At 67.5% G+C, this 14,594-nt stretch carries 10 protein-coding genes; 7 read left to right on the top strand and 3 right to left on the bottom strand.

Translation table 11 applies throughout. The annotated features are described in order from the left end of the window. Nucleotides 1-52: 52 nt before the first annotated feature. From adk to QC821_RS05360, 3 genes are all read left to right on the top strand, one after another. Nucleotides 53-709 (top strand): adenylate kinase, encoded by a 657-nt coding sequence (gene adk / locus QC821_RS05370; RefSeq protein ID WP_309718016.1) that lies wholly within the window; start codon nt 53-55, stop codon nt 707-709. A 94-nt stretch (nt 710-803) separates the two neighbouring features. Beyond that, nucleotides 804-1,508 (top strand): tRNA (adenosine(37)-N6)-threonylcarbamoyltransferase complex dimerization subunit type 1 TsaB, encoded by a 705-nt coding sequence (tsaB, locus tag QC821_RS05365; protein ID WP_309718015.1) that lies wholly within the window; start codon nt 804-806, stop codon nt 1,506-1,508. Nucleotides 1,509-1,513: 5 nt separating this feature from the next. Continuing rightward, nucleotides 1,514-2,281, top strand: coding sequence for a class I SAM-dependent methyltransferase (locus QC821_RS05360; protein WP_309718012.1), 768 nt, complete (start codon nt 1,514-1,516; stop codon nt 2,279-2,281). Here the strand turns inward: QC821_RS05360 and plsB are convergent. After that, the gene (gene plsB, locus QC821_RS05355) at nt 2,260-4,680 is read right to left on the bottom strand and encodes a glycerol-3-phosphate 1-O-acyltransferase PlsB (protein WP_309718009.1); all 2,421 of its coding nucleotides are present in this window, start codon (nt 4,678-4,680) and stop codon (nt 2,260-2,262) included. The two genes, QC821_RS05360 and plsB, sit on opposite strands and share 22 nt — an antisense overlap. A 116-nt stretch (nt 4,681-4,796) precedes the next feature. Here plsB and QC821_RS05350 point away from each other — a divergent pair, with 116 nt between their 5' ends. After that, entirely contained in the window at nt 4,797-5,918 is a 1,122-nt protein-coding gene (locus QC821_RS05350) for a phospholipase D-like domain-containing protein (RefSeq protein ID WP_309718006.1), read from the top strand. A gap of 177 nt (nt 5,919-6,095) precedes the next feature. Here QC821_RS05350 and QC821_RS05345 read toward each other — a convergent pair whose 3' ends face one another. Next, nucleotides 6,096-6,731, bottom strand: coding sequence for a YecA/YgfB family protein (locus QC821_RS05345; RefSeq protein WP_309718003.1), 636 nt, complete (start codon nt 6,729-6,731; stop codon nt 6,096-6,098). A 50-nt stretch (nt 6,732-6,781) separates the two neighbouring features. On the opposite strand from QC821_RS05345, the gene QC821_RS05340 reads away from it, so the two are divergent. The 3 genes from QC821_RS05340 (at nt 6,782) to QC821_RS05330 (ending at nt 10,372) form a co-directional block, all read left to right on the top strand. Then, complete coding sequence (locus QC821_RS05340; RefSeq protein WP_309718001.1) at nt 6,782-7,342, top strand: SprT family zinc-dependent metalloprotease; 561 nt, start codon at nt 6,782-6,784, stop codon at nt 7,340-7,342. A 158-nt stretch (nt 7,343-7,500) separates the two neighbouring features. Beyond that, on the top strand, nt 7,501-9,450 hold the full coding sequence (gene acs, locus QC821_RS05335; protein WP_309717998.1) for an acetate--CoA ligase: 1,950 nt from the start codon (nt 7,501-7,503) through the stop codon (nt 9,448-9,450). Between the two features lie 259 nt (nt 9,451-9,709). Next, the gene (locus QC821_RS05330; RefSeq protein ID WP_076746479.1) at nt 9,710-10,372 is read left to right on the top strand and encodes a LuxR C-terminal-related transcriptional regulator; all 663 of its coding nucleotides are present in this window, start codon (nt 9,710-9,712) and stop codon (nt 10,370-10,372) included. Nucleotides 10,373-10,598: 226 nt separating this feature from the next. On the opposite strand, the gene QC821_RS05325 is transcribed toward QC821_RS05330, so the two are convergent. Further along, nucleotides 10,599-14,543 (bottom strand): hybrid sensor histidine kinase/response regulator, encoded by a 3,945-nt coding sequence (locus tag QC821_RS05325; RefSeq protein ID WP_309717994.1) that lies wholly within the window; start codon nt 14,541-14,543, stop codon nt 10,599-10,601. Nucleotides 14,544-14,594 lie beyond the last annotated feature (51 nt).

Here is a 14,594-nt window from a genome sequence, read left to right as displayed (position 1 = left end):
TCATTACCCACATTTATAAAAACGTTTTCAACTCGTTCAAGGAGCAGTACCCATGCGTTTGATCCTGTTGGGCGCCCCGGGTGCCGGCAAAGGCACCCAGGCCCAGTTCATCTGCGAGCGTTTCAAGATTCCGCAGATCTCCACCGGTGACATGCTGCGTGCGGCGGTCAAGGAGGGCAGTGAGCTGGGGCTCAAGGTCAAGGAGATCATGACCAGCGGGGGGCTGGTGTCCGACGACATCATCATCGCGCTGGTCAAGGAGCGCATCGCCCAGCCGGACTGCGAGAACGGTTTCCTGTTCGACGGCTTTCCGCGCACCATTCCCCAGGCCGATGCCATGAAGGAGGCCGGGGTCAAGCTCGACCACGTGCTGGAGATCGCCGTGGCCGACGAGGAGATCGTCAAGCGCCTCGCCGGACGTCGTGTGCACCCCGGCTCAGGGCGTGTCTACCACGTCGAATACAATCCACCCAAGGAAGACGCCAAGGACGATGTCACCGGCGAAGCGCTGATCCAGCGCGACGACGACCGCGAGTCGACGGTGCGCAATCGCCTGGCGGTCTACCACGAGCAGACCGCGCCGCTGGTCGACTACTACCAGTCGTGGGCCGAGCAGGATCCCGAGGCCGCGCCGGCCTACCACCGTGTGGAAGGCGTGGGCAGCGTCAACGACATTACCCGCCAGGTGATCGACGCTCTGGAGGGCTGACCCAGCCAGTTGTTGGTAGCTGCAACGGCCCGCATTTTGCGGGCCGTTGGCGTATAATCCCGGCGTTCGATTTGCCCACCGAGAGCGATGCCCCATGCCCACCCTGCTGGCGTTAGACGCCTCTTCGACCGCCTGTTCCGTGGCCCTCTGGCACCAGCCCGCCGGGCGCGATGCCGACGTCGTGACGCGTTTCGTCGAGGCGCCCCGTGAACACACCCGGCGGCTGATGCCGATGGTCGACGAGGTGCTGGCCGAGGCGGGCGTGGCGCTTGCCGACCTCGACGCCCTGGCCTACGGCCACGGCCCCGGCTCCTTCACCGGCCTGCGGATCGCCGCGGGCACCGCCCAGGGCCTGGCCTACGGCCTCGACAAGCCGCTGCTGGGCGTCTCGACCCTGGCCGCCCTGGCGCTGGCCGGCCATCGCCGCCTGCACCTGCGCTACGTGCTGCCGGCCCTCGATGCGCGCATGGGCGAGATCTACGTGGGGGCTTACCGCTGCCAGGACGGCGAGCTGACGTCGCTGGCCGCTGAGGCGGTCATGCCCCCCGAGCGGCTGACGCTGCCGCCCGGGCATGAGGAGGCCGACTGGGTCGGCGTCGGCTCGGGCTGGGCGCTATGGCCGTCGATGCACGCCAGCCTGCAGGCCGGCATCAGCCAGCATCTCGACGACTGGCAGCCCGCCGCCGAGGATCTGGTGCGACTGGCCGCCCAGCGCTACGCCGCCGGCGAGCGCGGCGCGGCGGCGGCCGCTCAGCCGGTCTACCTGCGCGATCAGGTGGCGTGGCAGAAGAGCCGTTGAAGGCGATGGCCGACAGCGCTGAGGTGATGGTCTGCGGCGAGGGCCTCGAGCCCCTTGCCGCCCGCTATGGCCTGGCTTGGCAGGCCGAGCAGCACGCCGGGCTGAGGCTGTTGCGCGACGCCGGGGCACTGGTGCTGGCCGGCGATGAAGGCCGCTATGGCAAACCGCTGAAGGTCGATTTCGTGGGCGGCAAGGCTGGCCATCGGCGTCGCTTCGGCGGCGGGCGTGGGCAATTGGTGGCCAAGGCCTGTGGGCTTGGCAAGGCCGCGGCACCGTCGATCGTCGATGCCACTGCGGGCCTGGGCCGCGACGCTTTCGTGCTCGCCAGCCTCGGCGCGCGAGTGCTGATGATCGAGCGCGTCGCGGCAATTGCTGCCCTGCTCGAGGATGGCCTCAACCGCGCCGCCAGCGAGCCCGAGCTCGCCGAGATCAGCGCCCGCCTGGCGCTGGCCCACGGCGATGCCGCCCGCGAGCTGGCGGCGCTGGTCGCCGCAGCGCATTTCTCCCCCCAGGTGATCCACCTCGACCCGATGTTTCCGCACCGCGACAAGTCGGCACTGGTCAAGAAAGAGATGCGGATATTCCGCGAGCTGGCCGGCGACGATGGCGATGCACCGCGCCTGCTCGAGGCGGCGCTGGACGTCGCCACCCACCGTGTAGCGGTCAAGCGACCGCGCAAGGCGCCACCCATTGCCGGCCCCGCGCCTGGCCACGCCATCGAAGGCAAGACCAGCCGCTACGACCTCTACGTTCATCGCTCGCTGTCGGCTTGAACCTCGGGTGTCGCAGCGAGCTGCATCAGGCGCTGGCGCAGCGCCGGGTCGAACAGCTCGCGGGCACGCTGGGCGGCGTCGACCAGCCGCGCGTCGTAGCATAGCCGTTCATCCTGCTGCCATAGCCAGCGCTCCTCGATCAGGCTGTCGACCAGGCCTGCGAACAGCCGTTGATCGAAGAATTCCGGCGCATCGAGTCCCGACAGCAGCGCCAGGCGCTCGGCGAGCTGGCGGCCGCGCTCGGCGAGGTCGTCGCGGCTCAGCCGGCCGCTGGGCGCAGCCAGTAGCAGGTTGAGCAGCAGGTAGCCGCGCTCCAGGGTCGGCTGGATCAGCTGGCTGAGCAGGCGCAGCTGCTCGAAGGCCTCGAGATGCGGGGCCGGGCGCTGCCAGCGTTCGCCGTCATGGCTGAGCAGGCCCTGGTCGGCCAGTTGGGAGACGGCCTGGCCGAGAGTCTCGCTGAGGTCCTCGGGTACCGCCAGGAAGAGTTCGCGGGCGATGATCGGCCAGCCCGGCGCCAGGCGCTCGATCAGCTCACCCTGGTGCAGGGTGGTGTGGTTGCGAAAGGCAAACGCCACCAGCGCCGGGCCGGCGAACAGGTGCAGCACATTGTTGCGGTACCAACTGAGCCGCTCGGCCTGGTCGCTGCTGGCCAATACCAGCTCGCCGAGGGCCTGGTCGCGGCGCTGGACCATTCCGAGCTCGGCGACCCGCGCGATCCACTGGGCGGGGTCGCCGGTGGGGCGCTGCGTGGCCGGGCAGCAGTCTGCGAGCAGCGCCAACTGACGGGACAGCAGCCGCGTCTCGATGGCGCGGTGAGGCGTGGCCAGCAGTACCAGGGCCACCAGATTGACGGCGTTGAGGGTGGCGGCGGCGTTGATGCGCCGTGCCAGTTCGTCGCCGAGCGCCGGTACCGCCTGGTTCAGCCAGTTCGGGCGGGCGCTGTGCTCGTGGCGCCAGCGAGGGGCATGATGGTCGAGGAAGGCGTCGGCGATCAGCGGTTCGCCGACGCTGACCGCGACGCGGCCGAAGGGCTCGCGCAGTTGCCTGGCGACTCGCAGTAGTCCCAGCGGCGACTCCTTGCGCTTCTTGCCGCCGTGCAGTTCGCGCTGATAGCTGCCGCCCTCGAGGATGCGCTCATAGCCGATATACACCGGAATGAAGGCCAGCGGTCGGCTGGCGTCGCGGCTGTGCGAACGCAGCGTCATGGCCAGCATGCCAGGCCGCGGTGGCAGCATGCGGCCGCTTCGCGAACGCCCGCCCTCGATGAAGTACTCGAGAGGGTGGCCACGAGCGATCAGGCGGTGAAGATACTCGTTGAACACGGCCCCGTAGAGGCGGTTGTCCTTGAAGCTGCGGCGCAGGAAAAAGGCGCCGCCGCGGCGCAGCAGCCCGCCGATCAGCGGCATGTCGAGGTTGCGCCCGGCGGCCACATGGGGCGGCATCAGGCCGTCGCGGTAGAGCACGTAGGAGAGCAGCAGGTAGTCGACGTGGCTGCGGTGGCAGGGCACGTAGACCAGGGTATGGTCGCCGGCCAGCGCCTTGACTCGTGCGAGCCCCTGGACCTCGACGCCGTCGTAGAGACGGTTCCACAGCCGCGTCAGCAACTGGTCCATGAAGCGCAGCACCGGGTAGGACATGTTGGAGGCGATCTCCAGCCCATAGCGCCGCGCACGGCGCTCGATGCGTCGCGGCGAACGCCGCTGGGCGATGGCCACTTCCTGAATCGCCTGGCGCACTGCAGGGCTTGCCACCACGCCGTCGACCAGGGTACGGCGGTGGGAGAGGTCGGGGCCCAGTACCCGGCTGCGCATGCGCCGGAAGTGCACCCGCAGCAGGCGGGCCGCCTTGCGGTTGGTGAGCGCATCGTCGCGTCCGTAGCGCAGCTCGGCAAGGCGCAGCGGCGCACCGAAGTGCACCTCGACGTTGCGGCCGTTGACCAGTATCGACCACAGCCGGCGCAGGCGCCCCACCAGCTGCCAGTCATCGTCGGCGAGCAGCTTGGCCAGGCCGAAGCGCTTGCCCGGCGCGCGGCTCCAGAAGATGCTCACCGGCACCAGCTGAACATCGCTGCCCGCGGCGTGGTCGAGGTGCTGCAGCGCGCCGAGGAAGGGCGCGCGGTGCGTGCGGCGCCGCCAGCCTCGGCGAGGCGGGCTGAGGCTCAGGCGTGCAGGGTGCGCCCGTCCGGCCAGGGACAGGGTGGCATCGGCGTCGGGCAGGCCGTGCTGGCGGCACAGCTCGCCGAGCAGCGCCGCATCGGAGCTGGCGGGATGCGGCAGTACATAGAGGGTGGGCAGTGCCGGGTCGAGGGCCAGGCTCGCCGGGTCGGGTTCGATCAGGCGTACCTCGACCCAGCGTGATAGCAGCCAGCGTAGCGGGTGTCGCAGGGCGTTCGCGGCCATTCCTTTGCCTTGTCGCGGGATGTCGGCACCAGTATAGCGGCGGCGCGGGCCGCCCTGCAGCTTTCGTTGGGCCGGCAAACGTGCGTCAATGCCGATTGACCACGGGGAGGATGTGCATGCGCGGGGTATGGCGAGAGGGCAACCGTTTCACGCTGCTGGCAGAGGCCAAGTGCTTCATTCCGGAAATGTTCAGCGCCATCGAGGCGGCCCGGGAATCGATACTCATCGAGCTCTACCTGATGGAGTCGGGGCGGCTGGCCAGTGGCCTGATTGATGCCCTGGGGCGCGCCGCCGAGCGCGGGGTCCGCGTGATGCTGATGCTCGACGGCTACGGCGGCATGGGCCTGGCTGACGACGAGCGTCGTGAGCTGCGCGAGCGCGGCGTGGCACTGCGCTTCTTCAACCCGCTGGGCTTCCACTCGCTGGCGCGCAACCTCAGCCGCGACCATCGCAAGCTGGTGGTGGTCGACGGCGAGGTGGCCTTTACCGGCGGCTTCGGGGCCGTGGATGAGTTCCTCGACGCCTGGTACGAGGTGGCGGTGCGTATCGAGGGGCCGGTGGTGGCCGACTGGGTGCGGCTATTCTCGCGGGTCTGGGACTCGCCGCTGACCCGCGGCGACGGTGCGGCGCGGCTGGTGCGCCAGCTGGCGGTCGCCCCCCACGACAGCGACGACTACCAGGGCATGCGCGGCCGCGTGGTGTGGGGGCAGGGCTATCGCTACCAGGCGATTCGCCACTCGCTGCAGCAGCAGGTCTCGTCGGCGCGCCAGCGCATCTGGATCTGCACCCCCTATTTCGTGCCGACGCTGTCGCTGCGCCGACGGCTGGCGCGGGCCGCGCGGCGCGGCGTCGACGTGCGCCTGCTGCTGCCCGGCGACGCCCACGACCATCCCGGCGTGCGCTACGCCGGGCAGCGCTTCTACGGCCGCCTGCTGCGCGCCGGGGTGCGCATCTTCGAATTCCAGCCGACCTTCATCCACGCCAAGTTCTCGCTGGCCGACGACTGGTGCACCCTGGGCTCGTGCAACTTCGACCACTGGAGCCTGCACTGGAACCTGGAGGCCAACCAGGAGGTCGATGATCGCCGCTTCGCCCAGGACGTGGCGGCGCTGTTCGAACGCAACTTCACCACCAGCCACGAGATCGATCCCGTGCAGTGGGCCCAGCGGCCGCGCCTGCAGCGCCTCAAGGAGTGGCTGTTCGGCAGCCTCGACGGGATGCTGACGCGGCTGCGCTAACCCGGCTTCGCCGGGAGCTATAAAAGCGGCGCTTCGCGCCTGAAGAAGATCGCGGCTGCGCCGCTGGAAGAGTGAAGAAAAACCTTGTTTAGGGGGAGGGGACGCTAGGCTATTTTCCCTCTTCCCTCTTCCCTCTTCCCTCTTCCCTCTTCCCTCTTCCCTCTTCCCTCTTCCCTCTTAATGCTTGCCGCGTCCGCCGCGGGCTTTCTTGCGCGGGGTGGGCTTGGGCTTTTCCGGCGGCACCCGGTAGTTGAGGTAGAGGTCGAGTACCAGCTCGGGCAACTGCTGGACCAGCCCCTCGAGGCGCGTCGGATCGACCATCTCGGCCATGTCGGGCTCATCATCGAACAGCCCCGAGAGCGCCATGAACGGCAGCAGCAGCGCCGCAGCCCCCTCCTCGTCGCCGTCGAACCAGGCCGGTTCGTCGAGGAAGACCGCCTCCATGAAGCCGGCGCACCAGTCGCCGATCGGCGTCTCCTCGGGGGGCAGGCCGGCCAGGGTCAGCTCGAAGGGCAGCTCCGGCAGCAGGCCCTGCTCAAGGGCTGAGACGGCGTTGGCCTTGAGCGCTTCGAGCAGGCCGATGATCTCGTCGCGCTCGGCGTCATCGCTGAAGGCCGGCTCGCCGTGGAACAGCTCGCCGATCCATACCGCCGGATCGAGCTCGCGCGGCGCCACCGCCAGTGCCACCAGGTAGCCGTGGCTGCTGATCAGATCGAGGGCGTCTTCGCCGACCCGCTCCGAGGCGAGGAAGTCATCGAGACGGTCGAGGGCGTCATCGTCGAGGAGCGGCTGGGGGGGCGGCGTATCGGACATGGGACTCTCTGGCTGGACGGCGGCGAATTGGCCGGTCATTCTAGCACCCCATGACCTTTTCAGCGCTCCCCGTTCCCTCTCGCGACTATCTCGAGGGCCTCGATGCCACACAGCTCGAGGCCTGCCTGCAGGCCCAGGTCGAGGCCGCCTGGCAGCGCTGTCGCGAGGTGCACCCCGACCTGCCGCGGCCGCGAGTGTGGTGCGACCTACGCGGCAAGAGTGCCGGCCAGGCCCACTTCGGCCGCGGCGGGCTGCGCTTCAACGCGCGCCTCTACGCCGAGAACCGCCATGCCTTCCTGGCCGAGGTGGTGCCCCACGAGATGGCCCACTGGCTGGTCCAGCACCTCGACGACGGGCCGCGTGCAAGGCCCCATGGCCGCGAGTGGCAGACGGTGATGCGCCGGCTGTTTGCCCGCGAGCCCCACGTCACCCACCGCTTCGATGTCAGCCGTGCGAGCCCCGCGCCGCACTGCTATCGCTGCGCCTGTCGCGCCCACTTCTTTACTGCGCGTCGCCATGCATTGGCCCGGCGCGGCAGCCGCTATCGTTGTCGACATTGTGCTCAGACCTTGGTCTATGCGCCCGGTGAGGCTGACGAAAAATCGTCATAAGTTACTGTTGTTAAATGGTTATTTGTTAATACCAATGTCTAAAAGGCGGACGCCCTGCAGGGGTATATGCTGGGTGTGTTTTTAGGGTCGACGCGCTGCAGCAAAATTCGCCGTCGGCAATCGTCATTCCATAACCACTCATGGACAGGGGTTAATCGATGACCGAACAGCAGCATGTCTATCCGGTGAGCGAGTCGTTCGCTGCCAATGCCTGGGCCGACAACGAAAAATACCTGGCAATGTACCAGCAGTCGGTCGATGCACCCGATGCGTTCTGGGCCGAGCAGGCCAAGCGACTCGACTGGATCAAGGCGCCGACCAAGATCAAGAACACCTCTTACGCCTCCGACAACGTCGACATCCGCTGGTACGAGGATGGCACCCTCAACGCCTCGGCCAACTGCCTTGACCGCCATCTGGCGACGCGCGGCGACCAGCCGGCGATCATCTGGGAGGGCGACGACCCCAACCTGTCCAAGACCATCACCTACCGCGAGCTGCACGCGCGGACCTGCCAGCTGGCCAATGCGCTCAAGTCGCTGGGCGTCAAGAAGGGCGACGTGGTTACCCTGTACATGCCGATGATCCCCGAAGCGGCCATGGCGATGCTGGCCTGTGCGCGGATCGGCGCGATCCACTCGGTGGTGTTCGGTGGTTTCTCGCCGGACGCCCTGGCCCAGCGCGTCATCGACTCGCAGTCCAAGCTGGTGATCACTTCCGATGAGTCGGTCCGTGGTGGCAAGCAGGTGCCGCTCAAGGACAATGTCGACGCCGCCCTGACCCGCGACGGCACCGACGTCGCCGAATCGGTACTGGTGGTCAAGCGCACCGGGGGCGATATCGAGTGGCACGAGGGTCGCGACGTGTGGTTCGACGAGCTGGTCGACCAGCAGTCCAGCGACTGCCCCGCCGAGGAGATGAACGCCGAGGATCCGCTGTTCATCCTCTACACCTCCGGTTCCACCGGCGCGCCCAAGGGCCTCAAGCACACTACCGGCGGCTACCTGACCTTCGCCAGCCTGACCCACCAGTACGTCTTCGACTACCAGGAGGGCGAGGTCTACTGGTGCAGCGCCGACGTCGGCTGGGTCACCGGCCACAGCTATATCGTCTACGGGCCGCTGGCCAACGGCGCCACCACCCTGATGTTCGAGGGGGTGCCGAGCTACCCCACCAACGGCCGCTTGGGCGAGGTGATCGACAAGCACAACGTCAGCATCCTGTACACGTCGCCCACCGCGATCCGCGCACTGATGGCCCACGGCGACAAGGTCATGGACTCCAGCAAGCGTACCAGCCTGCGGCTGCTGGGCTCGGTGGGTGAGCCTATCAACCCCGAGGCCTGGGAGTGGTTCCACCGCGTGATCGGCAACGGCAAGTGCCCGATCGTCGATACCTGGTGGCAGACCGAGACCGGCGGCATCATGATCACGCCACTGCCGGGCGCCACCGACCTCAAGCCGGGCTCGGCGACACGGCCGTTCTTCGGCGTGCAGCCGGCGCTGGTCGACAACGAAGGCAACATCCTTGAGGGCGCCACCGAAGGCAACCTGGTGATCCTAGATGCCTGGCCGGGCCAGGCGCGGACCATCTGGAACAACCACGAGCGCTTCGTCCAGACCTATTTCTCGACCTACGAGGGCATGTACTTTACCGGCGACGGCTGCCGCCGCGACGAGGATGGCTACTACTGGATCACTGGGCGTGTCGACGACGTGCTCAACGTCTCCGGGCACCGCATGGGTACCGCCGAGATAGAGTCCTCGCTGGTCGCCCACTCGGCGGTGGCCGAGGCCGCCGTGGTGGGGTTCCCCCACGATATCAAGGGCCAGGGCATCTATATCTACGTGACCCTGACCGACGGCAGCGAACCCAGCGATGCGCTCAAGAAGGAGCTCACCCAGTGGGTGCGCAAGGATATCGGGCCGATCGCTTCGCCGGATATCATCCAGTGGGCGCCGGGCTTGCCCAAGACGCGCTCGGGCAAGATCATGCGCCGTATCCTGCGCAAGATCGCTGCCAACGAGTGTGACGGCCTGGGTGATACCAGCACCCTGGCCGATCCCACCGTGGTCGACGACCTGATCGAGAATCGCGCTAACCGTTGAGCGCGGCGCCGACCGGTGAGCGCCAGGTGAACAGCGCCGCCGGATAGAGAAAATGCCGGCCGTAACAAGCCGGCATTTTCATGTCTAACGGCGGTGCCCGATGCCAGCGCGCAGGATTGAATATGCGGGCTTGGGATTCTTCATCGCCATGGGGTAACATGCCGTGTAACAATGGCGAACCCGCCCCTAGGCGCCGAGGGGGCGGCCGCGCGTTGGCAATGGCCGCGCGTTCGCAATAAGAGGAACCGGAGGAGTCTCAATGGCCTTTGCCCAGAAATTCATCGTCGCCGATGACCATCCGCTGTTCCGTGCGGCCCTGACCCAAGCGCTGCGACAGCTGGCACCCCAGGCCGAAATCGTCGAATCCGATACCATGGAGGCGACTACCGAGGTAGTCACGCGGCATCCGGACGCCGATCTGATCCTGCTCGACCTGCACATGCCCGGGGCGCACGGCTTCTCCGGGTTGATCCAGCTGCGCGGCCAGATGCCCGATATTCCGGTGGCAGTGGTCTCGGGCAGCGACGAGCCCTACGTGGTGCGGCGCGCCATCGACTACGGCGCCTCGGGCTTCATTCCCAAGTCATCGTCGCTGTCGCTGATCGCTGAAGCGGTGGGCGAGATCCTCGACGGAGAAGTGTGGCTGCCGGCGGAGCTGGCCGAGGCGCTGGGCGAGTCCAACGAGGAGGAGACCAAGTTCGCCGAAGCCATCGCCTCGTTGACGCCGCAGCAGTTCCGCGTACTCAACATGCTCACCGAAGGCCTGCTCAACAAGCAGATCGCCTATGAGCTCAACGTCTCGGAAGCCACCATCAAGGCCCACGTGACGGCGATCCTGCGCAAGCTGGGCGTGCACTCGCGGACCCAGGCGGTGATCGCTGCGCAGAAGCTCGAGGTCGAACCGCCCAAGGTCGAGTCCTAGCGTCCAACTGCTCGGGCGCGCCAGCCGAGATAGCTGACCCAACCCCATCGGATGTCGAGTCCGGTGGGGTTTTTCGTGGTCAGTCTGTTCTCGCGGCTTTCTCGGCGACAGGCCTACGCGGGGGCGCTGTAAACCATCCTTGGGCGCTACCTGCGCCATCCATGGCGCAGAACCCCCGCTTCGCTCTGTCCCCGAGGCCGCTGTGTCGTGGACATTTACCTTCTTACTACCGTCCTGCGCGGCTGGCCTGCAGGGTGCGGGTCAGCAGGGCGCGCAGCGCCGCCGGGCGCACCGGCTTGAGCAGCAGCTGGTAGCCGGCGCGGCGCACTTCCTCTGCGACCTCGTCGGTGCGGTCGGCGGTGATCACGATGCCCGGCACGGCGCCGTCGAGGCGTTCGGCGAGGGCCTCCAGCGCCATCATCCCGGTGACCTCGTTGTCGAGGTGGTAGTCGGCGAGGATGGCGTCCGGGTCGCCCTCCAGGTGACGCAGGATCGACTTGGCGCCGCCGATCGAGGTGGCGGTGAACACCTCGCAACCCCAGCCGCTGAGCATCGCCTTCATGCCCTCGAGAATCAGCGTTTCGTTGTCGATGCAGATGATCTTGGCGCCGGCCAGCTTGTTGCCGCCGCGCCGCGACGGCCGCTCCTCGTCGCTGTCACGCGGCGCCTGGGCGGCGACCAGCGGCACGCTGACCGAAAACACCGTGCCGACCCCTTCCCAGGAGCGCACCTGGATCGGGTGGTCGAGGACCCGGCTCATGCGGTCGGCGATGGACAGCCCCAGCCCCAGGCCCTTCTCGCTCTCCTTGTGGCGCGAGGCCTGATCGAGGCGCCGGAACTCCTGGAAGATCTCCGAGAGCTTCGATTCGGGGATCCCGGGGCCGGAGTCCCAGACCTCGATGGAGAGGCGCCCGCCGCGGCGCCGACAGCCGAGCAGTACGCGACCCTGCTGGGTGTAGCGAATGGCGTTGGAGAGGAAGTTCTGCACGATGCGGCGCAGCATCTGGGCGTCGCTGTCGACCCAGCAGCCGGTGGTGACCACCATCAGGTCGAGGCCGCGCTCCTCGGCCATTACCTCGAACTCGGCGCGCAGCGGGCGAATGATATCGGCCAGGGCGAAGTGGCTGCGCCGCGGGGTCAGGGCGCCGGCATCGAGCTTGGAGATATCGAGCAGAGTGCCGAGCAGCTCCTCGGCGGCCTGCAGCGAGTTGTCGATATGCCCGATGGTACGCTTCATGTCCTCGGCGTCGACCTCCTGGGCCAGTGCCGAGGTAAACAGCCGCGCAGCGTTGAGGGGCTGCAGCAGGTCGTGGCTGGCAGCAGCCAGGAAGCGGGTCTTGGAGGCGTTGGCGTCCTCGGCGACCTGCTTGGCCTGGCGCAGCGCCTGCTCGGCCTCGGCGCGCACGCGGTTCTCCTGACGTAGCGCGGCGTTGGCTTCCGACAGCGCCTGGGTACGTTCGCGAACCCGCTCCTCGAGGTTCTCGTTGGTCTCCTTCAAGGCGATCTCGGCCAGGCGCCGCTCGGTGATGTCCTGGTAGAGCGAGAAGAAACCCAGGATGGTGCCGCTGTCGCCGAAGTGTGGCGTATAGGTGACCAGCATGTAGCGGGTGCCGCCTTCGCCGTCGTCCAGCGAGATCTCGAAGCTGACCCGTTCGCCGGCCAGGGCGCGCTTCATCCACGGCGCGCGGTCGCGGGCGATGTGCGCCGGCATCACCGCGTCGACACGCTCGCCAATCACCGCGTTGCGGTCGATGTTGAAAGCCTGCTCGTAGGCGCGGTTGGTGAAGAGGTAGCGGCACTCCTTGTCGAAGTAGGCGATCAGCGCCGGCACGTTGTCGGTGTAGATGCGGATATTGTTCTCGGAGCGGATCAGCGCTTCCTCGATGCGCTTCTGCTGGGTGATGTCCTGGTAGGTGTAGACGAAGCCGCCGCCGGGCATCGGGTTGCCCTGCACCTCGAGCACGGTGCCGTCCTGGCGGTAGCGCACGTAGCGGTGCGGGTGGCCCTGGCGGATGTTGTCGATCAGCAGCTCGACGTGCTCCTCGGGGTCTCCGGGGCCGTACTCGCCGTTGTGGGCGTTGTAGCGGAAGATCTTGTCGATCGGCGCGCCGACCCGGATCAGGTGGTCGGGGAAACGGAACAGCTCCAGGTAGCGCTGGTTCCATACCACCAGGCGCAGGTTCTGGTCGACCACGCTGATGCCTTGGTTGATGTTCTCGATGGTGGCCTGCAGCAGGGCGCGGTTGAACTCCAGCACCTGGGAGGCCTCGTCGACGATCGAGATCACGTCCGAGATACCGATGCCGCGGCCCTGCAGCGCCGAGTTGACCACGATGCGCGCTGACGACGCCCCCAGTACCGAGGCCAGGAAACGCTCGGTGAACTGGATCACGTCGATGGAGGCGCGGGCGGTATCCTCCAGCGGCTTGCCGGTGCGTAGGGCGTAGTCCTCGAAGGCCCGCGACACCTGGCCGGCGCCGAGGAAGCGCTCGCACAGCACCTTGAGGTCGCCCACCGTGGTGGCGCCGGTCCAGGGCCGGTTGACCGAGGTTTGGCGGGTCTCGACGCTGTCGACGAACAGCGAGGCCTGGATGCGCTCGACCACCCGCTGCGGGGTCATCTGCGAGACGAAGATATAGAAGAACAGGTTGAGGCCCAGCGACAGCATCACGCCGTGGGTGAAGCTATCGCCGATATTGAGGCCGAACAGCTGGGTTGGTGCCAGCCAGTTGATGCCCAGCGGGCCGCCGACCAGCCACGCCTGGGGCAGCACGCCGGCGGTAATCAGGGTCGGCATCAGCAGGGTGTAGGCCCAGATGCCGAAGCCGATGTTCATGCCGACGATCACCCCGAGGCGGTTGCCGCGTTTCCAGTAAAGCCCACCGAGCAGCGCCGGGGCGAACTGGGCGGCGGCGGCGAACGACAGCATGCCGGTGGAGGCCAGGGTGCCGTATTCGGCAATCAGCTGATGGAAGCCGTAGGCCAGCGCCAGGATGGCGACGATGGTGATGCGCCGTGCGCGCAGTACCAGGCGGCCGTAGTCGCGGGGCTTGGTGTCGAACCAGCGCAGCCGGAACAGCGCCGGGATCACGATCTCGTTGGAGATCATGATCGACACCGCCACCGCGGCGACGATCACCATGCCGGTGGCCGCCGAGAAGCCGCCGATGAAGGTCAGCAGGGTCAGCAGCTCGTTGCCTGCGGCCATGGGGATGGCCAGCACGAAGGTGTCCGGCTCGACGTCGCCGCCGGGGAACATGATCAGGCCGGCGGCGGCCAGCGGCAGCACGAAGAAGCCGATCGCCACCAGGTAGAGCGGGAACAGCCAGCGCGCCTTGGTGGCATCGTCGCGGTGGGTGTTCTCTACCACCGCGACGTGGAACTGCCGCGGCAGGCAGAAGATCGCCAGCATGGCGAGCAGGGTCTGGGCCCAGAAGCTGCGGCCGAAGTCCTGGGCGGCGAGCTGCTGCTGCAGCTGCATCTGCTGTTCCGCCTGGCCCAGCAGGTCGCCGAGCCCACCAAACAGCCCCCAGGTGACGTAGGCGCCGAGGATCAGGAAGGCCAGTAGCTTGACCAGCGACTCGAAGGCGATAGCGTGCACCAGCCCCTCGTGGTGCTCGGTGGCGTCGGTATGGCGGGTACCGAACAGGATCGCGAACACCGCCATCACCGCCGCCACGTAGAAGCCGGTGTCGGCGAATAGCGGCGTGCGGGTCATGTCCGAGGTATCGGTCAGCACCATGAACGAGGTCGATACCGCCTTCAGCTGCAGGGCGATGTAGGGCAGGGTGCCGATCAGTGCCACCAGGCTGGCGAAGGCGGCCAGCGACTGGGTCTTGCCGTAGCGCGAGGCGATGAAGTCGGCGATCGAGGTGACGTTCTGGTGCTTGGCGACGCGAATCATCTTGGCCAATACCGGCCAGAACAGCAGGAAGGTGAGGATTGGTCCGACGAAGATGCTGGCGAACGACCAGCCCGAGGTTGCCGCCTCGCCCACCGCGCCGTAGAAGGTCCAGGAGGTACAGTAGATGGCCAGGGCAAGGCTGTAGATGACCGGGCGCCGGCGGCTGGCACCGTGCAGCCGGGCATGGCGGTCACCGCGCCAGGCGATGGCGAACAGTACCGCGATGTAGGTCAGTGAAATGGCGATCAGCAGCCAGCCGGCGAACATGCATCCTCCCCTTGGTCTGCGAGCATTCTAGAGCAATGGCGCGGCGGGTAG

Source organism: Franzmannia qiaohouensis (genome assembly GCF_031451695.1).
Taxonomy (GTDB): domain Bacteria; phylum Pseudomonadota; class Gammaproteobacteria; order Pseudomonadales; family Halomonadaceae; genus Franzmannia; species Franzmannia qiaohouensis.
This window is presented reverse-complemented; position numbering and strand designations above follow the sequence as displayed.